The following is a 19302-nucleotide window of genomic DNA, read 5'->3' on the forward strand; positions in this document are numbered from 1 at the left end:
GTCAAGTCTATAGACGGCCCCCTCGCTCCCCGAAACCGGTGACGGGGGGGCAGATACAGTGGAACGGTGACTGATCATACTGCCCCCGCCCGCCTGGACCTGCGCCAGGACGTTGCCCTGCTGACCGCGGACATCATCGACATTTTCAGCGTCTCCGGAGAGGAACGCCGGCTGGCTGACGCCGTGGAGCATGCCCTCCGCGCCATCCCGCAGCTGGAGCTGACCCGCGACGGCGACGCGATGATCGCCCGCACCAACCTGGGCAGGGCGGAGCGCGTCATTCTCGCCGGACACCTGGACACGGTCCCGCTGCCGACCACCGAGGGCGCGCTGGGCACCGTCCCCTCCTACTGGCCCTCAGGGGCGCCGGGGGAGGGCGTCCTGTACGGGCGCGGCGCCACCGACATGAAGAGCGGCGTCGCGGTGCAGCTCGCGCTGGCAGCGGGCCTGTTCGAGGGCGGCGCGGCACCGGATAAGGACGTCACCTTCGTCTTCTATGACCACGAGGAAGTCGAGGGGGTCAAGAGCGGCCTCGGCCGGCTGGTCCGGAACCACGGCGGCCTGCTCGAGGGCGACTTTGCGATCCTGCTGGAACCGACCGACGGGACCGTCGAGGGCGGCTGCAACGGCACCATCCGTTTCGAGGCGACCACCCTCGGTGAGGCGGCCCACTCGGCGCGGGCCTGGATGGGCAGCAACGCCATCCACGCTGCGGCCCCGATCCTGGCCAGGCTGGCCGCCTACCAGCCGCAGACCGTCACCGTGGACGGACTGGACTACCGGGAGAGCCTCAACGCCGTGCGGGTCAACGGCGGGACGGCCGGGAACGTCATTCCGGATCGCTGCGTCGTTGAGATCAACTACCGCTTCGCCCCGGACAAATCCATGCAGCAGGCCGAGGAGCACGTCCGCGAACTCCTCGCCGGCTTCGACCTGGTCCGCACCGACGGAGCGAACGGGGCCCGGCCCGGCCTGAACCATCCCGCCGCCGCGTCCTTCGTCGCCGCCGTCGGCGCGGAGCCGAAGCCGAAGTACGGCTGGACCGACGTCGCGCGTTTCAGCGAGCTCGGCGTCCCCGCCGTGAACTTCGGGCCGGGCGATGCGCTGCTGGCGCACAAGGACGACGAGCACGTCGACGCCGACGCGATCCGCGAGTGCCTGCGGGCGCTGCGGAGCTGGCTGGGAGTATAGCCGGCCGGGACCAATTCGCCGCTGGCCCGTCCGGGAAAAAAGGCAGGAGGTCCGGAACCCGACTGGGTTCCGGACCTTCTTGGAACCGCGCTTCTCGATCCAGATGGCGATGCGGGAGACTGCCAGGTTGATCGCGATGTAGATCGCGGCGGCCACGAAGAACACCGGGAAGAGGAACTGCGGACCCAGGAAGTCCGCCATGACCTGCACCGCGCGGAGGAGCTCGCCGTAGGCCACGATGTATCCGAGCGAGGTGTCCTTGAGCAGGACAACCAGCTGCGCCACGAGCGAGGGGAGCATGCGGCGGATGGCCTGGGGCAGCTCGATGGTCAGCCGGGACTGGAAGCTGGTCAGGCCGATGGCGAGGCCGGCTTCCCGCTGGCCCTTGGGCAGCGACTGGATGCCGGCCCGGATGATTTCGGCGAAGATGGCCGAGTTGTAGAGGACCAGGCCGGCCACGACGGCGATGAAGGAGCTGGTGGCAAAGACGAGCAACACGAACAGCATCATCAGGACCACCGGCATGCCGCGGAGGAACTCCAGGACGATGCGGGTGGGGACACGGATCCAGGCGACGTCGGAGATCCGCATCAGGCACAGCAGCAGGCCCAGGGGGAAGGCGATCACGGCAGAGACCGCGGCGGCGCTCAGCGTGGCACCGATGCCGTTGGCGATCAGCGTCCAAACGTCGGCCTGGCCGAAGATGGCCCACCGCTGGCCTTCGAAGATGCCCTGCTGGGCCAGGGTCATTACGGCCAGGACCAGGAGCGCGCCGATCACAATGACGCCGATGACCGAACCGATCAGGGAAACGCGGCGGGCCTTGGGACCCGGGACGTCGTAGAGAACTGAGGTCATCGTGCGATCGCCACCTTTCGTTCAACCACGTTGGCGAGGTAGCCAAGCGGGACGGTTATCAGCAGGTAGAAGAACGCGACGCCCACCAGGACCCACATGACGGCATCGCCGTGGTCGTTGGCGAGCTGCTTGCCGTAGCCGAAGAGCTCCAGCACATAGAACGCGCCGGCCACGGAGGAGTTCTTCACCAGGGCGATCAGGATATTGATCAAGGGCGGGATGACCGTGCGCAGGGCCTGCGGCAGGATGATCAGGGAGAGCACCTGGCTGAACTTCATGCCGATGCTGCGGGCGGCCTCGGCCTGGCCCACGGGAACGCTGTTGACGCCGGAGCGGACGGCCTCGGCGATGAAGGCCGAGGTGTAGGCGCTCAGGGCGATGATGGCGGCGACTTCGAACTGCTGGAACGTGACACCCAGGCGGGGCAGCACCACGGCGGCGAAGAAGAAGGCGATGGTCAGCGGGGTGTTCCGGACGATCTCCACGTAGGCCATGCTGAAGCCGCGCAGCGCGGCGATGGGGGAGACCCGGGCCGCTGCGAGCAGGGTACCGAAGACAAGGGCGATGATTCCCGAGACCACTGCCAGGAAGAGGGTTCTGAGAAAGCCGTCCCAGTATTGGGGCAGGCTCTCAATGATGACGTCCATAGGTTCCTTCAGCTGCGTTGAGGGGATTCAATCGTTAGCGGGGCTGTGGCGGCCGCCGGGGCGCGAGTGCCGCGGTTTCCGGCGGCCGCCACATCCGGCTTTAGTAGCGGTTGATGGCGGGGAGCTTCGGGGCCGTCTTGATGACGGAGCCCGCGGTGGCTTCCCAGGCCTTCTTGTAGGAGCCATCCTTGTCGAAGGCTTCCAGCTGGTCGTTGATCCAGTTGCGGAAGACCTTGTCGTCCTTCTTCAGGCCAATGCCGTAAGGCTCCTTGGTGAAGGTCTCGTCCGAGGCCAGCTTGAAGGCGTCCGGCTCCTTGTTGACGAATCCGGCGAGGATGACGTTGTCGGTGGTGACGGCTTCAACCTGCTTGTTGCGCAGCGGCTCAAGGCAGGCCGAGTAGGTAGCGGCCGGGACCAGGATTGCTCCGTACTTCTCCACGATGGTGGAGGCAGGGGTGGAACCGGTCACGGAGCAGACCTTCTTGCCCTTGACGTCCTCGGGCTTGGTGATGGAGTTGTTGTCCTTGTTCACCATGAGGGCCTGGCCAGCCTCGTAGTACGGGCCGGCGAAGTCGACTTCGGTCTTGCGCTTGTCGTTGATCGTGTAGGTGGCGACGATGATGTCGACCTTGCCCTGCTTGATGAACTGCTCGCGGTTGGCGGAAACAGTCTCGACCCACTCGATCTTGTCGGCGGGGATGCCCAGCTTCGCGGCGATCAGCTTGCCGATCTCAACGTCGAAACCGACAGGCTTGCCGTCGAGGCCCTTCTGGCCGAACAGCGGCTGGTCGAACTTGGTGCCGATGGTGATCTTACCGGCAGAAGAAAGCTTTGCCATGGTGCTGTCGGCGGCGAAGCTCGGCTTCTCGGCTACGGGCGGGTTCGTCGTGGAGGAGCTGCCGCCGCAGGCGCTCAGGCTCAACGCCAGAGCTGCGGATGCGGCCACCAGAAGGGATTTCCTTCGGGTCAAAAATGCCATCATGACATTCCTTTCATTGGACGGCCGCCTCGCGGCAGCCTGGGTGCGGAATCTGCGGAATTTCAGTGGTGGTGTGCGGAGCCTTGCCGGCTCAGTGGGTCAGGAGCTTGGACAGGAAGTCTTTGGCCCGATCGCTCTTGGGATTGGTGAAGAACTCCTCGGGCGTCGCGTCCTCGACGATCTGGCCGTCGGCCATGAAGACCACGCGGTCGGCTGCCTTGCGGGCGAAGCCCATCTCGTGGGTCACCACGATCATCGTCATGCCTTCCTTGGCCAGCTGGATCATGACGTCGAGGACTTCGTTGATCATTTCCGGGTCCAGCGCGGAGGTGGGCTCGTCGAAGAGCATCACCTTCGGCTTCATGGCCAGGGCGCGGGCGATGGCCACGCGCTGCTGCTGGCCGCCGGAGAGCTGGGCCGGCAGCTTCGGTGCCTGGTGTCCGACGCCGACGCGCTCCAGCAGAGCCATGGCGTCCTTGTCGGCCTCGGCCTTGGACACCCCCTTGACCTTGATCGGGCCTAGCGTGACGTTTTCCAGGATCGTTTTGTGCGCGAACAGGTTGAAGGACTGGAAGACCATCCCGACGTCGGCGCGCAGCTTTGCGAGTTCCTTGCCCTCCGCGGGAAGTTCCTTGCCGTCGATCGTGATGACGCCGTCGTCGATGGTCTCGAGGCGGTTGATGGCGCGGCAGAGCGTTGACTTGCCGGAGCCCGAGGGGCCGATGACAACAACGACCTCTCCCTTGCGGACGTTCAGATTGATGTCCTTGAGGACGTGCAACTGGCCGTAATGCTTGTTGACGGCATTTAGGGAGACGAGGGCATCGCCGGGCACTTGAGTAGTCATAAGAAGAATCTAGCGAACATTGGCGGATTATGACCCCAATCACTCGGAGTTGGTCAACATCGTGACCCAAGAGATATCCGCAGGTCAGGGTCGTACCACACCCTCCCGGCGCCCCGCCGCGCCGCGGCGCCGGGCCTTCCGATCCGCGCTAGCCTATGGGCATGAGTACCGAGCAGCAGCCCACGCCAGAGCAGAACCCCGCACCGAACGCCGGGGCCGGGCGGCGGGACGCCCCGCAGGCGAACGGCATCCGGCACAAGGGCCCGTTGGAGCTGCGCCGCAAGGCTGCCAGGGTCACGATGTCGGACCAGACGCTGCTGGACACCAAGGGCCCCGGACAGTTTGTGCACACCGACCCGTGGCGTGTGCTGCGGATCCAGAGCGAATTCGTGGAAGGTTTCGGCGCCCTCGCGGACCTTGGCCCGGCGGTCAGCGTGTTCGGCTCCGCCCGGACGCTGCCGGGCAGCCTCAACTATGAGCTGGCCGTCGACGTGGGCCGCAAACTGGCCGAAGCCGGCCTGGCCGTGATCACCGGCGGCGGTCCCGGGTCCATGGAAGCGGCCAACAAGGGCGCGGTTCAGGGCAACGGGGTGTCGGTAGGCCTGGGGATCGAACTGCCCTTCGAGCAGGGCATGAACCAGTGGGTGGACCTGGGCATCAACTTCCGCTATTTCTTTGCGCGCAAGACCATGTTCGTGAAGTACGCCCAGGGTTTCATTGTCCTTCCCGGCGGCCTCGGCACCCTGGATGAGCTATTCGAGGCCATGGTCCTGGTCCAGACCCGGAAGGTGACTTCCTTCCCGATCGTGCTGATCGGGACCGCCTTCTGGAGCCCGATGCTGGACTGGATCCAGACCACCCTGGTCGCCGAGGGCATGATGGCGGAGGAAGACCTCGACCTGGTGCAGGTAGTTGACGACCCGGCGCTCGCCGTCGAACTCATCGTCGAAGGCGCCGCCCGCCACCGCAACCCGAACGGAACCAACCCCAGCACTGGGAACAACGGCACTGGGACCAACGGCACTGGAAACGGCAGCTACGGCGCGGCTAACGGCCCGCGGGCCTGAGCAGCCCGCACGGCCGGGTCTGGCACGATGGAGCTGTGAGTTTCTTCCTGGTTTTCGTGGCGATCGTGCTGGCCGCCGTCGCCATCCTCGTCGGCACCGACCTGGTGCCGCGGATCTTCCGCCGCGGCGCCGGCGAACAGCCCTTCAACGACGGCTTCGACGAGCCGGTGGCCTCGCTGCCGGCCGTGCTGCTGCCCGCCGACGCGGACCCGGCCGACGTCGACCGGATCAGGTTCGGCGTCGGGCTGCGCGGCTACAGGATGGACCAGGTGGACCAGGTCCTCGACGAGCTGCGGGACCAGATCGCCCGGAAGGACCGCGAAATCGCCCGGCTCCGCACGGAGCGTGAGGCAACGACGCCGGAACTACCCCCGCTGGAACACCCGCTGCCGGAAGGGGCACCGGAACGGCACCCGGACCCTGCGCCGGACCCGGCCCCGTGACCCCGGTGGCTCAGGAGGGCCTGAACTCCGCCGTGTGGAGCCGGATTGCGGCCGCCGGCACGCGCGCCGCCCGCTGGCCGTGGTGGCTTCAGGTCGGCGGCATCTACCTTGCCGCGCGGCTGGTCAGCGCCTGCATCTTCATGGCGGCCGCCCTGCACCAGGGCGTGAACCCGTGGTTTCCGGCGAAGCCCGACTACTGGAACTTCATCAACATCTGGGATGCCCGCTGGTACGGCGAGGCCCTGCGGAACGGCTATCCCGCCCAACTGCCGACCGACGACGCCGGCGCGGTGCAGGAAAACACATGGGCCTTCTACCCGCTCTTCCCGCTGCTGGGCCGGACCCTCGCCGGGCTGGCTGGAATCGCGCCCGCCGCCGCGCTTACCGTCATCGCCATGCTCTCCGGACTGGCGGCGGCCCTCGTGGTCTACCGGCTATTCCGGCACAAGGCCACCCACCGCACGGCGCTCTGGGGCACGGTGTTCTTCTCCACCTTCCCCGTCTCCCCGGTGCTGCAGGTTCCCTACGCGGAGTCCCTGAATCTCCTGCTGCTGGCCGCGGCGCTGCTGCTCGTCCTGCGCCGGCGCTACCTCTGGGCCATGCCGGTGGTGCTGCTGATGTGCCTGTCGCGGCCAACCGGCGTGCCGTTCGCCGCGATGGTCGGGCTGCTGTTCCTGTACCGCGTGTACCCGAGCCTCGTCGCGACGGTCCGCGGCCGGCCCCGGACCGGTGCGGTGCACAGCCCCGACCTGGGGATGCCCGCCGCCGGGACCTCCGCCGCCGGGCCGCCCGCCGCCGGGACCCATAGCCCCGGGGAGCTGTGGTCGCTGGCCGGCCTTGCCGCCGTCAGCGGTCTGGGGGCGCTGTTGTGGCCCGCGTTTGCCTGGGCCGTCACGGGCGACGTCCAGGCCTACACCAAGACCGAAACGGTGTGGCGCGGGCATGACCTGGTGCCGTTCAAACCCTGGTTCGACGCCGGCGTCCAGCTCTTCGGACCCGTCCTGGGGCTGCTGGCGCCGTTCGTCTTCGTGGCCGCCTTTGTCCTGCTCATGATGTCCCGTCCCGTGGCGGCGCTGGGCACGGAGCTGCGGCTGTGGTGCGTTTGTTACGTGGGTTATCTGCTGGTGTTCCTGCACCCGCAGACCAGCACCTTCCGGATGCTGCTGCCGCTCTTCCCGCTGGCCCTCGGCGCGGCACTCGTATCCCGCTCCCGCGCCTACCGCGCGACGGTTGTTGTCATGTTTATTCTGCTGCAAATCGTCTGGATCGTGTGGCTTTGGGCGTGGGCCCAATTGCCCGGCGGCGGCGACTATCCGCCGTGACGCCGAACACGTTTTCCTGCCGTAAGCGCGACATTCCCAAGGAGGATAAAAAGTCCATCGATTAGCTACAAGCGCGTAATTACGGGATAATGGGCCGTAAGCAAAGGAAAACTGAGTGTTGAGCCACGGCGGCTGCCATCACGGCCGCCAGGCGTCTTGTTTGACCAAGCGGACACAGCCCGGCCGGGCTGGTAAGTCACGGGACTACTGGAGGGGATATTCCTCATGGCGGCTATGAAACCACGCACCGGCGACGGCCCTATGGAAGTGACCAAAGAGGGCCGCAGCCTGATCATGCGGGTTCCGCTCGAAGGCGGGGGACGGCTTGTGGTCGAACTCAACGCTGCCGAAGCGACAAATCTTAAGGAATGCCTGGTCGGCGTTACCGAATAGCCTTATCGTCACAGGAAAAGGGGCCCGCAGCCGGTTGGCAGCGGGCCCCTTTCCGGCAGCCCGGGCTATTTCTTGACCGCCACCAGCAAACCGTCGCCGGTGGGCAGCATGGCTGAGGCGAGGCGGTCGTCGTCGCGGATGGATTTTCCGACCTGGCGCAGGACGACGGTGGTTGCCTCGCGGGCCGCGGGGTTGGAGACGCGGTCCTTGTCCAGGGCGTCGTTGACGATCAGCAGGCCGCCGGACTTGAGCAGCCGGACGGCCTGCTCCACGTAGCTGGGGTAGTTGGGCTTGTCCGCGTCGATGAACACCAGGTCATAGGCGCCGTCGGTCAGGCGCGGCAGCACGTCGCCGGCACGGCCGGAAATGGTGCGCGTGCGGTTGGCGGGGCTCCCGGCCTCCTGGAAGGACTCCCGCGCGGCGCGGAGGTGTTCGACGTCGACGTCGATCGTCGTCAGCACCGCCTGCGGCCCCAGGCCCCGCAGGATGCAGACGCCGGAAACGCCGGCCCCGGTGCCGATTTCCACCGCGGTCTGAGCCTTGGAGGCGGCTGCGAGTACGGTCAGGACGGCTCCGACGCCGGGCCCGATCGGGGTGACGCCCAATTCGAAAGACCGTTCGCGCGCGTGCAACAAGACCTCATCCTCGGCAGGCAGATCTTCTGCGTAGGACCAGCTCGTGGACTTATCGGCGCTCATGGGTATCGCTTTCCGGGCAGGAGGGGAGTGTTTCATACAGCGTACTGTGTCCTGCGCGGTCTTCTGCGTTCCGCCGTGGGCGGAAGAACCGGCCACGTCAGGAAATTCCCAGCTTATTTTGAAATGATAGATATCCGCTCATCCGCGTGGTGATCGGCGCCGAATCTAGGGGTGTAGGGGCTTGCAGCAGCAAGTGCCATCCAGGCGTAAGCACCATCCGCGAGGGGAGTGGACAATGTCGGTTGTGGCAGCTGTCCCGGTAACTGACGAGTCCCAGCCCACGGCCGAGGCCGAATGGGTCAGGCCGACGTGGGAAGAGGTGGTGACCAACCACTCCGCCAAGGTCTACCGCCTGGCGTATCGGCTCACGGGCAACAAGTACGACGCCGAGGACCTCACCCAGGAAGTCTTCGTCCGGGTCTTCCGCTCGCTGGACAACTTCAAGCCCGGTACGCTCGACGGCTGGCTGCACCGCATCACCACCAATCTCTTCCTCGACCAGGCCCGGCGTAAGAGCCGGATCCGCTTCGATGCGCTGGCCGAGGACGCCGAGTCGCGCATTCCCGGCCGCGAGCCCGGTCCGGAGCAGAGCTTTGAATTCAACAACCTTGATCTGGACGTGCAGGCCGCCCTCGAGGAGCTCCCGCCGGATTTCCGCGCCGCCGTGGTGCTTTGCGACCTAGAGGGCCTGTCCTATGACGAGGTTGCCGTGGCCCTGGACGTCAAACTCGGCACCGTCCGGTCCCGGATCCACCGCGGCCGGACGATGCTCCGCGAGAAGCTCGCCCACCGCGACCCCAGGCCGCAGCCGGCCGCAAAGCAGTCACTGAAGCCCCGGCTCAAGATGCCCCGCATCGCCGGCCTCCTCTGAACCAGGCAATGGGTCAACTGAAACACTTCCTCGCGGGCCTCACGTGCACGTATTTCGGCCGGAAACCGGGCCGGGTCCGGACGGGCGCGCAGCCGCTCACCGGCAGGGCCCAGGAGCGGCGCCGGAAACACCTTGAGCGGTGCACCGCGTGCCGTGCCCGGCTGCAGCGCGAACGCCAATACCTCGAACGGCTGCGCGGTGCCGCTGTGCCCGCCGCAAGCGAAGACCTGACCGCCCGCCTGCTGGCCCGCACCGGCGTCCTGGCCGCCGGGCAGCAGGATGCGGAGGCGGCTCCCGCGCCCGGTCCGACCTCGGTTGCGCCGCGGCGGACGCCGCCACAGCAGGGGCGGCCGCTGCGGCTCGCTGTCCGGATCGCCGGCGGCGTGGCTGCCACCGCCGTCCTGATGGGCGGCGCCGCCTACCTCATGGGCAGCGATACGGCGCTGCCCGCCGACGAGGCGTTCACCTCGGCCTTTCCCGGGTCGGGTCCGTCCGGCCCGGCGCTGTCTTCCGAGAGCATCTCGGCGGCCGCGTGGARGCTCAGCGGCGAGCCGGACGTCACGCCGGCCGGCTCGCTGAGCGCCGAACAGCTCTCCGCACTGCGTGCCCGTGGCTGGACCTGCCCGGAACTGCGGGAGCTGGGCTACCACCTCGTCTGGGCCCGCGGCGGGGTCGCCGACGGCTCGAAACTCCTGGAGCTTCGCCTCACCGACGGCCGGCACTTTGCGACGGTCCTGGAACAACACGCGGACGTCTCCGCCGACCAGCACGGCACGGCCGGCACTGTGCGGCCGACCCCCGGGGCGGCTGGCCCAGCACAGTCTGGCCCAGCACAGCCCGCCGCCGGGCCGCCGGTGAACGTGCTGACCGGGCATCCGGCCACCGAGGACGGCTTCGTTGCCGCCCGGCTGGACGCTGCCGCTGCGGTTGGCCCCGCCGCCCCGGCCGGCTCGCTCTGGATCAACAAAGAGGCGCCCTTCCGCGCCATCTACCGGACGTCCACGGCCACCTTCACGTATATCTCCGAGCTCCCAGCGGAGCAGGCGGACGACGGCGTGGGCGCCCTGGTGCATCCTCATCCCGTTGAGGCCCCGACGGCGCACGGCGCCGAGGGAGTCCCGGCCCGCCTTGAGCGGGGCCTGGAACGGATTGTGGAGCTGCTGGCACGATGACGCACACCATGGCGCCGCACCGTAACGGGGCCCGTCAGCCAGGCCCGGGCAGCGTTTTCTGGAATCGTCGCGCACAGGACTGAGAGGGTAATCTTCCTAGGGTGCTTGGAATAAACGGACCGGAGTTCATACTTCTGCTGATCATCGGCCTTTTGGTGATCGGACCCAGCAGGCTGCCCGAATACACGCAGAAGCTGGCCAACATCGTCAAGGAAGTCCGGCGGATGGCCTCCGGCGCCCGCGAGCAGATCAAGGAAGAAGTCGGCATCGACATCGACGATGTGGACTGGAAGAAGTACGACCCCCGGCAGTACGACCCCCGCCGGATCATCAAGGAAGCCCTCCTGGAGGACGACACCAAGCCCGTGAGCACCGGTGCGCCCGCCGCCGTCGCCACCGCCGAAGAGCGCCGGCCGGCCCGGGTCGTTGAGCGGCTGCCGGAGGGCGAGGCTGCGCCGTTCGACTCCGAGGCAACCTAAACAGGACGTCCGGCGGGCCCGGTGCGGCCCGTGTCAGCGGGGCTGGAGGCCCAGCGACATCCCTTTCAGCCCGCGCGGGCTGGCAGCCAGACTGCCGGCTATGCCCGCCAGGGCCAGCGCTGCCGGAGTTTCGGGCCGGCCAAGCACGAGCGGAACGCCGGTGTCTCCGCCTTCGCGAAGCAGGATGTCGAGCGGAATCTGGCCCAGCAGCGGCACGTCGGTGCCAACGGTGGCGGAGAGACGCTCGGCGAGCACGGCGCCTCCGCCGCTGCCGAAGAGTTCCATCCTGCCGCCGTCGGGCATTTCCAGATAGGACATGTTCTCCACGACGCCGGCCACTGACTGGCCGGTCTGGACCGCGATCGCCCCGGCCCGCTCGGCCACGTCGGCCGCCGCGGCCTGGGGAGTGGTCACGACCAGGATCTGCGCCTTGGGCAGCAGCTGGGCCACCGAGATGGCGATGTCGCCCGTGCCCGGCGGCAAGTCCAGGAACAGGGCGTCCAGGTCGCCGAAGTAGACGTCGGTGAGGAACTGCTCGAGGGCGCGGTGCAACATCGGCCCGCGCCAGGCCACCGGCTGGTTGCCCGTGACGAACATGCCGATGGAGATGACCTTGACGCCGTAGGCCACCGGCGGCAGGATCATGTCGTCCACCCGGGTGGGTGCCTGGCTGATGCCCATCAGCGCCGGGACCGAGAAGCCGTACACATCCGCGTCCACGATCCCCACCCGCAGCCCCTGGGCCGCGAGGGCGCAGGCCAGGTTCACGGTCACCGAGGATTTCCCCACCCCGCCCTTGCCGCTCGCCACGGCGTAGACCTTGGTCAGGGAGCCCGGCGCGTTGAACGGGATGCCGCGCGCACCGCCCGGGCCGCGCAACCGCTCCTTGAGCGCATCGCGCTGTTCCTGGGACATGACCTTGAGTTCGACGTCGACGGCGGTGACGCCCGGCACGGCGGCCAGGGCCGCCTCGCAGTCCGCGGTGATGGTGCCGCGCAGCGGGCAGCCCGCAATGGTGAGCAGCACGGCTATCCGTACGTGGCCGGAGCCGGAAATGTCCACGGAATCGACCATGCCGAGTTCGGTGATGGGGCGGCGCAGTTCCGGGTCGATCACGGTGGCCAGTGCGGCGTGCACGGCCTGGTCCAGGGGGAATGCCGGGGTTGATCCCTGCGGGGTGCTCATTGCGGGCTTGGCTCAGCTTTCGGGGAAGGTGCGGTGCGCCGGCGCGCCGGTGGCGTCCGGACCGGAACCGGACTGCTTGTCCGGCGTTGCCTCGCTCCTGACGCGGGGGATCTGCTGGGTACGCGGGCTGCGCTGTTTGTCGCGGCGTTCCTTGAGCTTTTCCTTGACTTTGTCCCGCGGGGTCTCGTGTACGCCGGCCGAGGGGTCGTGGGTGCGCAGTTCCTCCTGCGCTTCGAGCATGTCCTCAAGGAGGCTGCGCAGCTCGGCCCGGACGTAGTCGCGGGTTGCGACCTCGCGCAGGGCGATGCGCAGCGAGGCGAGTTCCCGGGTCAGGTATTCGGTGTCGGAGAGGTTGCGTTCGGCACGCTGGCGGTCCTGCTCCAGCGAGACGCGGTCACGGTCGTCCTGGCGGTTCTGGGCCAGCAGCAGCAGCGGTGCGGCGTAGGAGGCCTGCAGGGAGAGCATCAGGGTCAGCAGCGTGTACCCGAGCGCCTGGGAGTCGAACTGCCACTCCTTCGGCGCAAAAGTGTTCCAGACCAGCCAGAAGACGCAAAACACGGTCATGTAGACCAGGAACGTCGGCGTGCCCATGAACCGGGCGAAGCCCTCGGTGGCGTGGCCGAAGGCATCCGGGTTGGGGGAGAACTTGGGCAGGATCCGGGCGCGGCCGCTCAGCGGGGTATCAAGGCCGCCGGTGGTCCGGGCTCCCGGGCGGACGTTGGGGTTCCGTGGTGTGCTGATATCAGCCAATGCGGCCTCCAAGTTTCCTTATCGGGGCGTCGTCATCGTGGGCGCGCCAGTCGTCGGGCAACAGATGATCAAGCACGTCATCAACAGTCACCGCCCCGACGAGTCGGCCGTCTTCGTTGACCACGGGGAGTGAGTTGAGGTTGTAGGTAGCCAGGGTGCGCGCCACCTCGCTGATGTGGGCCTGGTCAGAGACCGGCTCGAGGTTCTTGTCCACCAGGTTGCCCAGCGGTTCCGGCGGCGGGTAGCGCAGCAGCTGCTGGATGTGCACGACGCCGAGGAAACGCCCCGTCGGCGTCTCCAGCGGCGGGCGCGCGATGAAGATCGACGAGGCCAGCGCGGGGGAGAGCTCCTCGCGCCGGACGTGGGCGAGGGCCTCGGCGACGGTCGCTTCCGGGGGCAGGATGACCGGAACGGGCGTCATCAGGCCGCCGGCGGTGTCCTCGTCGTATTCGAGCAGGCGGCGCACGTCCTCGGCGCCTTCGGGTTCCATCAACTGCAGCAGTTCCTCGGCCTGCGCGCTGGGGAGCTCGGCGAGGAGGTCTGCGGCGTCGTCGGGGTCCATCTCCTCCAGCACGTCGGCGGCGCGTTCGACGTCGAGGGCGGAGAGGATTTCCACCTGGTCGCCCTCGGGCATTTCCTGCAGGACGTCGGCGAGGCGTTCGTCCTGGAGCTCGCTGGCGACCTCGAAGCGGCGCTTGTCGCTCATCTCCTGGAGCGCCTCGGCAAAGTCAGCGGGCTTGAGGTCCTCGTGGGTGGCGACGAACTGGGTGGCTGCCTGGGGCTCGGTGCGGGCGCCCTGCTGGGCGTCGGCCCAGTCGATGATCATGGTTTCGTTGCGGCGCAGCCTGCTCAGCGGCGAGAGGGAGTGGCCGCGGCGGACGAAGAGCTTGCTGACAAACCAGTCGCCGGAGCGGTGCCGGTCCATCGCGATGTCCTCGATGGTGGCGTCCCCGCTGCCRTCGGCCAGGGTCACGCGGCGGTCGAACATCTCGGCGACCACGAGGGTTTCCGCGCCGCGCTGTTCGAACCGGCGCAGGTTCACCAGCCCGGTGCAGATGACCTGGGTCTGGTCGATCGAGGTGATCCGGGTCATCGGCACGAAGACGCGCTTCTTGCCGGGGACCTCGACGACGATGCCCACCACGTGCGGGGCGCCCCGGTTGCCGCGGGAGAGCACGACGACGTCGCGCAACCGGCCCAGACGGTCGCCCAGGGGGTCGAAGACGTCCAGTCCGAGGAGGCGCGCGACAAATACCCGCGAAAGAGTTGTGCTCACACCTACAGGCTACCGAGTCCGCTCTCTTTTAGCTGAATTTGCAGCCGCTGCCCAGCTGGATGGGTGAGAATGGGCGTATGTCTAACATTTTTGGTGGTCCAAAGGCCGGCGCTCCCGGCGGGGCGGACGAGTCCCGCGCTGTTCCCAAGGGGGACACCGTCGGTTCCTACAACTCCTACCTGGACGCCCAGAAGGCGGTGGACTATCTGGCGGACCAGCAGTTCCCCGTGCAGCTGGTCTCGATCGTCGGCAATGACCTGAAGATGGTGGAGCGCGTCACCGGCCGGCTCACCTACCCCCGCGTGGCGCTCTCCGGCGCGCTGAGCGGCATGTGGTTCGGCCTCTTCGTGGGAGTCATGCTCTCCTTCTTCTCGGAGTCGGGCGGCTACTTCTCGATCGTCACCTCGGTGTTGATGGGTGCGGCCTTCTTTATGCTGTTCGGCATCGTCACGTACGCCATGCAGCGCGGCAAGCGTGACTTCACCTCCACCAGCCAGGTGGTCGCAACGAACTACGACGTCGTGGTGGCCTTCGAGGCCGCCCATGAGGCGCGCCGCCTGCTGCACCAGCTGCCGATGACGCAGCATGACGCCTCCGCCGCGGGCTACCAGCAGCACGACCACCAGCACCAGCCGTTCCAGCCCGGCCCGCAGCAGCCCGGCCCGCAGCAGCCCGGTCCGCAACAGCCGGGCCCGCAGCAGCAGCAGCCCGGCCACCAGGGGCAGGGGCCGATGCCCCAGCGTCCCGCGGGCTGGAGCGACCCGTATGGCCAGCGGACCGCCGACGCCGGCCAGCCGGCGGCCGCCGGTGAGCCCGCCGCGGAGGAGGAACCGGTGCGCCCCTCCGGGGTCAGCTACCCGGACCTGCCCGACGGCCGGCCGCAGTACGGCGTCCGGGTCACCAACGAACCCCGGCAGGGAGAACCCAGCGCGGACGGACCCCGCCGGGACGGCGAGCAGCGCTAAGGCCGCCAGGCAGTCAAAGCACGGCACTGGACAAGAAAGGGAGGGCCGCCGGATCACCGGCGGCCCTCCCTTTCTTGTTGCCCGGCTGCTAGGGCAGCTGCGCCTCAACGTCCTGGTAGATGCCTGCCATCCAGGACTCGACGTCGTCGGCCTTCCGCGGCAGCGCCGCGCTCAGGTTGACCGGGCCGTCCGCCGTCATCAGGATGTCGTCCTCGATCCGGACGCCGATTCCTCGGTATTCCGCCGGAATGCCGAGGTCCTCCTCCTTGAAGTACAGTCCCGGTTCGATCGTGAAGACCATGCCGGGGGCCAGGATCCCGTCCAGGTACAGTTCACGCTTGGCCTGGGCGCAGTCGTGCACGTCCAGGCCCAGGTGGTGGCTGGTGCCGTGCGGCATCCAGCGGCGGTGCTGCTGGCCCTCGGGGCTGATGGCTTCCTCGACGGACACCGGCAGGAGGCCCCATTCGGCGAGGCGTTCGGCCAGAACGGTGGTGGCCGCGGTGTGGATGTCGCGGAACTTGGTGCCGGGCTGCGCGGCGGCAAAGCCGGCGTCGGCGGCGTCGAGCACGGCTTCGTAGACCTTGCGCTGGATCTCGGAGAAGGTGCCGTTGGCCGGCAGGGTGCGGGTGATGTCCGCGGTGTACAGGGAGTCGGCCTCGACGCCGGCGTCCAGCAGCAGCAGCTCGCCGGCGTTGACCTTGCCCGTGTTGCGGGTCCAGTGCAGCACGGTGGCGTTGTTGCCCGAAGCGGCAATGGTGTCGTAGCCGAGCTCGTTGCCTTCCTCGCGGGCCCGGGCGAAGAAGGCGCCCTCGACCACGCGTTCGCCGCGGCGGTGGGTGAGCGCCCGCGGCAGGGCCTTGACCACTTCGGTGAAGCCTTCAACCGTGGCGGCCACGGCGGTCTTCATCTGTTCGACTTCCCATTCGTCCTTGATCAGGCGCAGCTCGGAGAGGGCCTCGCTGAGCTTCTCGTCGAGCGCGTCCAGCACGCCCAGGTCCAGGTTCTCCGGATCCTTGGCGGTGTTGTAGCGGGCGGTGTCCACGAGCGCATCAATGTTCTCGTCCACCTTGCGCACCAGCCGGATGGAGATGCCGCCGATTTCCGGGGCACCGACGTTCTTGGTGATGGCGAGCTCGAGTTCGGCCAGGTCGGCGGTCTCCAGGCCCAGCTGGGCCTTGAACTCGGCGAGGGTCGGCCGGGCGCCGATCCAGAACTCGCCTGAGCGGGAGTCGGCGTAGAACTGCTCGGTGTCGCGGCCGGCCAGCGGGCGGAAGTACAGCGTCGCGCGGTGGTGTCCGCCGTCGTCGCCCTTGCCTTCGTCGGCCGGCTCCAGGATCAGCACGGCGTCGGGCTCGTGATCCAGGCCCAGGCCGGTGAGGTGGGCGAAGCCCGAGTGGGGGCGGAAGCGGTAGTCGCAGTCGTTGGAGCGGACCTTCAGCGGACCGGCGGGGATGACCAGGCGTTCACCTTTGAACAACTCTGAGATGGCCCGGCGGCGGGCGGCGGCGTGGCCGGCCACGGCGTCGAGTTCCGGCAGCTGTTCCCGGGACGGGGCCCAGTTGCTGGCCATGAACGCCTTGAAGGCATCGGAGCTGGGCCGCTGCGAGCGGTTGTTGACGCGCTCTTCGAGGGGCTGGGAAGCGGAGACTTGGGTGTTATCTGCATCGTTCACCGTCCCATCGTCTCACCAGCTGCGCGGCTTAGGCCAACAAGCCGCCCCGGCGGATCTACTAGGCTAGGGAGGTGAGGATTGACCTGCATGCCCACTCGAATGTTTCCGACGGCACCCAAGCGCCCGCGGAGGTGATCGCGTCCGCTGCGGGGGCCGGGCTCGACGTCGTCGCGCTGACCGACCACGACTCCACCGACGGCTGGGCCGAGGCTTCCGCCGCCGCCCGGGAAAACGGCGTGGCGCTGGTCCCCGGCATGGAGATCTCCTGCCGGACTCGGGAGGGCATCAGCGTCCACCTGCTCAGCTACCTGCACGACCCGGCGCACCCCGGGCTGCTGGAGGAAATCACCAAGGCCAAGGACGCGCGCTTCACGCGGGCCGAACGGATGGTCAGCCTGCTGGCCGAGGACTACCCGCTGACCTGGGACGACGTTATCCACCACGTCGCCCCCGGCGCCACCCTGGGCCGGCCGCACATCGCCGACGCCCTCGTTGCCGCGGGCGTGGTCGAGGACCGCAGCGAAGCCTTCGAATCGATCCTGACCTCGCATTCCCGGTACTGGGTGCAGCACTACGCGCCGGACCCGGCGTACGCCGTCGAACTGGTCCGCGACGCCGGCGGGGTGCCCGTGTTCGCGCATCCTGTGGCGTCCTCCCGCGGGCGGATCGTGGGGGACCGCACCTACGGGGAGATGATCGACGCCGGCCTGGCCGGGCTGGAAATCGACCACCGGGACAACCCTGAGGAGGGCCGCGCCTTCCTGCGCCGCCTCGCAGCACAGCACGGACTGCTCGTGACCGGGTCCTCTGACTACCACGGGACCGGCAAACCCAACCTGCTGGGCGAGAACCTGACCGCTCCCGAGGTCTTCGCGCGGATCGAGGAACTGGGCACCGGATCGTCCGTGGTGCGCTGATGGAGTGGATTGACCTCCAGCTCCTGGCCTCCGTGATCGTCACGCTGTTCGTGATCATGGATCCGCCCGGGACGGTGCCGATCTTCATGTCCCTGACGGCCCAGATGGACGCCAGGGACCGCAACCTGTCGGCGCTGCAGGCGCTGCTCGTGGCCACGGGCGTGATCGTGACCTTCGCGATTTTCGGGCAGTCCATCCTGAACTACATGCACATCTCGCTCGCCGCACTGCAGGGGGCCGGCGGCCTGCTGCTGGTGCTGATCGCGCTGCAGCTGCTCACGGGCTCCACCAGCGGCGAGGAGAACGCCGCCAAGTACAAGAACGTCGCGTTTGTGCCGCTGGGGACGCCGCTGATGGCGGGCCCGGGTGCAATCGTGGCCGTCATGGTGTTCGTCCAGCGCTCCGGCAGCATGGCGCAGTACCTCGCCGTCGGGCTGGGGATCGCCGTGACACTCGCGTCCCTGTACCTGGCGATGCGGTTCGCCGGGCTCGTGCAGCGCGCCCTGGGCGAGAACGGCGTCGAACTCATCACCCGGATCGCCGGCCTGCTGCTCTCCGCGATTGCGGTGCAGATGATCGCCGACGCCGTGCACGCCTTCATCAAGAGCTGGACCTGACGACGTCGCCCAACTGACTCGCACTTGTTGTCGTTTTGAGGCGTCAAAACGACAACTAATGCGAGCTAGTTGGGGTCTGAGCCCGGCAGCGCGGTGAACGACGCGTGCGCGCTGAGCCGCTTGGCCATGACGTCCACGGCCGCCTGGTTCTGGTCCACACACACAAACCGACGGTCCAGCTTGGCCGCCACAGCGCCGAGCGTGCCGGAACCGGCGAAGAAGTCCAGGCACCAGTCGCCGGGGCGGCTGGAGGCCGCGACCACCCGCCGGATCAGGCCCTCGGGCTTCTGCGTCGGGTAGCCGGTCTTTTCCTTGCCGGTGGGCGAGACAATCGTGTGCCACCAGACGTCGGTGGGAAGCTTGCCGAGTTCGCGCTTGGCCGGCGTGACGAGTCCGGGTGCCATGTACGGCTCCCGGTCCACCTCGGCGCTGTCGAAGTGGTATTTCGCCGGGTTCTTTACGTACACGAGGATGTTGTCGTGTTTGGTCGGCCAGCGGAACTTGGCCCGGGCGCCGTAGTCGTACGCCCAGATGATCTCGTTGAGGAAGCACTCGCGGCCGAAGATCGCATCCAGCATGACCTTGGCGTAGTGCACCTCGCGGTAGTCGAGGTGCAGGTACAGGGTGCCGTCGTCGGCGAGCAGCCGCCAGGCTTCGACCAGCCGGGGCTCCAAGAAGGACCAGTAGTCGCTGAAGGCGTCGTCGTAGCTGTGCAGCGCGCCCTTGATGGTGTCGTAGGAGCGGCCCTTGAAGCCGACGCGGTCGCCCTCGCCGCCGGTGTTGAGCACCATTTTGGTTTCCTGGCGCCGCTGGACCCGGCCCGTGTTGAAGGGCGGATCCACGTAAATGAGTGTGAAGGCGCCGTCCGGCAGCGTCGGGAGGTATTCCGCGTTATCCGCGTGAACCACCAGGTTGCTGCCGTCCGGCGCCCAGACGGTGTCAGTCATGTAGGG

The 19302-nt window shown here is 67.9% G+C and carries 20 protein-coding genes and 1 pseudogene; 11 read left to right on the forward strand and 10 right to left on the reverse strand.

Going from position 1 to position 19302, the window contains the following annotated elements; translation table 11 throughout:
• Positions 1 to 66: 66 nt before the first annotated feature.
• Positions 67 to 1191: a succinyl-diaminopimelate desuccinylase gene (gene dapE / locus AC1DGE_RS05700; protein WP_476892192.1), complete on the forward strand. Its 1125-nt coding sequence runs from the start codon at positions 67 to 69 to the stop codon at positions 1189 to 1191.
• Positions 1192 to 1251: 60 nt separating this feature from the next.
• On the opposite strand, the pseudogene AC1DGE_RS05705 reads toward dapE, so the two are convergent.
• From AC1DGE_RS05705 to AC1DGE_RS05720, 4 genes and pseudogenes are all read right to left on the reverse strand, one after another.
• Positions 1252 to 2049 (reverse strand): annotated as a pseudogene (locus tag AC1DGE_RS05705) (amino acid ABC transporter permease); the annotation flags it as partial.
• Positions 2046 to 2696, reverse strand: coding sequence for an amino acid ABC transporter permease (locus AC1DGE_RS05710; RefSeq protein ID WP_441417174.1), 651 nt, complete (start codon positions 2694 to 2696; stop codon positions 2046 to 2048). The gene AC1DGE_RS05710 and the pseudogene AC1DGE_RS05705, both read right to left, overlap by 4 nt.
• Positions 2697 to 2796: 100 nt before the next feature.
• The gene (locus AC1DGE_RS05715; protein WP_441417175.1) at positions 2797 to 3678 is read right to left on the reverse strand and encodes a glutamate ABC transporter substrate-binding protein; all 882 of its coding nucleotides are present in this window, start codon (positions 3676 to 3678) and stop codon (positions 2797 to 2799) included.
• An 88-nt stretch (positions 3679 to 3766) separates the two neighbouring features.
• A complete protein-coding gene (locus AC1DGE_RS05720) occupies positions 3767 to 4522 on the reverse strand; it encodes an amino acid ABC transporter ATP-binding protein (protein ID WP_441417176.1) in 756 nt (251 codons plus the stop codon).
• A gap of 161 nt (positions 4523 to 4683) precedes the next feature.
• Here AC1DGE_RS05720 and AC1DGE_RS05725 point away from each other — a divergent pair, with 161 nt between their 5' ends.
• From AC1DGE_RS05725 to AC1DGE_RS05740, 4 genes are all read left to right on the forward strand, one after another.
• Positions 4684 to 5589 (forward strand): LOG family protein, encoded by a 906-nt coding sequence (locus AC1DGE_RS05725; RefSeq protein WP_476917063.1) that lies wholly within the window; start codon positions 4684 to 4686, stop codon positions 5587 to 5589.
• A gap of 35 nt (positions 5590 to 5624) precedes the next feature.
• Positions 5625 to 6032 (forward strand): DivIVA domain-containing protein, encoded by a 408-nt coding sequence (locus tag AC1DGE_RS05730; RefSeq protein WP_441417178.1) that lies wholly within the window; start codon positions 5625 to 5627, stop codon positions 6030 to 6032.
• A gap of 5 nt (positions 6033 to 6037) precedes the next feature.
• Entirely contained in the window at positions 6038 to 7354 is a 1317-nt protein-coding gene (locus tag AC1DGE_RS05735; RefSeq protein ID WP_476917216.1) for a hypothetical protein, read from the forward strand.
• Between the two features lie 225 nt (positions 7355 to 7579).
• Positions 7580 to 7747, forward strand: coding sequence for a DUF3117 domain-containing protein (locus AC1DGE_RS05740; RefSeq protein ID WP_079550332.1), 168 nt, complete (start codon positions 7580 to 7582; stop codon positions 7745 to 7747).
• A 65-nt stretch (positions 7748 to 7812) separates the two neighbouring features.
• Here AC1DGE_RS05740 and AC1DGE_RS05745 read toward each other — a convergent pair whose 3' ends face one another.
• Positions 7813 to 8445: an O-methyltransferase gene (locus AC1DGE_RS05745; RefSeq protein ID WP_441417179.1), complete on the reverse strand. Its 633-nt coding sequence runs from the start codon at positions 8443 to 8445 to the stop codon at positions 7813 to 7815.
• A 235-nt stretch (positions 8446 to 8680) separates the two neighbouring features.
• On the opposite strand from AC1DGE_RS05745, the gene sigE reads away from it, so the two are divergent.
• The 3 genes from sigE (at position 8681) to AC1DGE_RS05760 (ending at position 10967) form a co-directional block, all read left to right on the forward strand.
• Positions 8681 to 9316 carry an RNA polymerase sigma factor SigE gene (gene sigE / locus AC1DGE_RS05750; RefSeq protein WP_175321762.1) on the forward strand — a complete coding sequence of 212 codons (636 nt, stop codon included), beginning with the start codon at positions 8681 to 8683 and terminating at the stop codon, positions 9314 to 9316.
• Positions 9317 to 9324: 8 nt separating this feature from the next.
• On the forward strand, positions 9325 to 10488 hold the full coding sequence (locus tag AC1DGE_RS05755; RefSeq protein ID WP_476917064.1) for an anti-sigma factor family protein: 1164 nt from the start codon (positions 9325 to 9327) through the stop codon (positions 10486 to 10488).
• A gap of 101 nt (positions 10489 to 10589) precedes the next feature.
• On the forward strand, positions 10590 to 10967 hold the full coding sequence (locus AC1DGE_RS05760; RefSeq protein WP_476917065.1) for a twin-arginine translocase TatA/TatE family subunit: 378 nt from the start codon (positions 10590 to 10592) through the stop codon (positions 10965 to 10967).
• Between the two features lie 33 nt (positions 10968 to 11000).
• On the opposite strand, the gene AC1DGE_RS05765 is transcribed toward AC1DGE_RS05760, so the two are convergent.
• Genes AC1DGE_RS05765 through AC1DGE_RS05775 form a run of 3 tightly spaced genes read right to left on the reverse strand, consistent with a single transcriptional unit; the run spans position 11001 to position 14178 of the window.
• The gene (locus tag AC1DGE_RS05765; RefSeq protein ID WP_476908516.1) at positions 11001 to 12152 is read right to left on the reverse strand and encodes an Mrp/NBP35 family ATP-binding protein; all 1152 of its coding nucleotides are present in this window, start codon (positions 12150 to 12152) and stop codon (positions 11001 to 11003) included.
• Between the two features lie 12 nt (positions 12153 to 12164).
• Complete coding sequence (locus AC1DGE_RS05770; protein ID WP_441417183.1) at positions 12165 to 12914, reverse strand: DUF1003 domain-containing protein; 750 nt, start codon at positions 12912 to 12914, stop codon at positions 12165 to 12167.
• The gene (locus AC1DGE_RS05775) at positions 12895 to 14178 is read right to left on the reverse strand and encodes a magnesium transporter MgtE N-terminal domain-containing protein (RefSeq protein ID WP_441417184.1); all 1284 of its coding nucleotides are present in this window, start codon (positions 14176 to 14178) and stop codon (positions 12895 to 12897) included. The genes AC1DGE_RS05770 and AC1DGE_RS05775 overlap by 20 nt, the downstream gene beginning before the upstream one ends.
• A gap of 77 nt (positions 14179 to 14255) precedes the next feature.
• Between AC1DGE_RS05775 and AC1DGE_RS05780 the strand changes: the two genes are divergently transcribed.
• On the forward strand, positions 14256 to 15143 hold the full coding sequence (locus tag AC1DGE_RS05780) for a YflT domain-containing protein (protein WP_476917066.1): 888 nt from the start codon (positions 14256 to 14258) through the stop codon (positions 15141 to 15143).
• 88 nt (positions 15144 to 15231) lie between these two features.
• Here the strand turns inward: AC1DGE_RS05780 and AC1DGE_RS05785 are convergent, their stop codons facing one another.
• Positions 15232 to 16815 (reverse strand): aminopeptidase P family protein, encoded by a 1584-nt coding sequence (locus tag AC1DGE_RS05785; protein ID WP_441417186.1) that lies wholly within the window; start codon positions 16813 to 16815, stop codon positions 15232 to 15234.
• Positions 16816 to 16886: 71 nt separating this feature from the next.
• Between AC1DGE_RS05785 and AC1DGE_RS05790 the strand changes: the two genes are divergently transcribed.
• Complete coding sequence (locus tag AC1DGE_RS05790) at positions 16887 to 17732, forward strand: PHP domain-containing protein (RefSeq protein ID WP_476917067.1); 846 nt, start codon at positions 16887 to 16889, stop codon at positions 17730 to 17732.
• Positions 17733 to 17740: 8 nt separating this feature from the next.
• Entirely contained in the window at positions 17741 to 18349 is a 609-nt protein-coding gene (locus AC1DGE_RS05795) for a MarC family protein (RefSeq protein ID WP_441417841.1), read from the forward strand.
• Positions 18350 to 18414: 65 nt separating this feature from the next.
• On the opposite strand, the gene AC1DGE_RS05800 is transcribed toward AC1DGE_RS05795, so the two are convergent.
• Positions 18415 to 19296: a DNA-methyltransferase gene (locus AC1DGE_RS05800; RefSeq protein ID WP_441417188.1), complete on the reverse strand. Its 882-nt coding sequence runs from the start codon at positions 19294 to 19296 to the stop codon at positions 18415 to 18417.
• Positions 19297 to 19302 lie beyond the last annotated feature (6 nt).

Source organism: Arthrobacter sp. 05N425, from assembly GCF_056397125.1.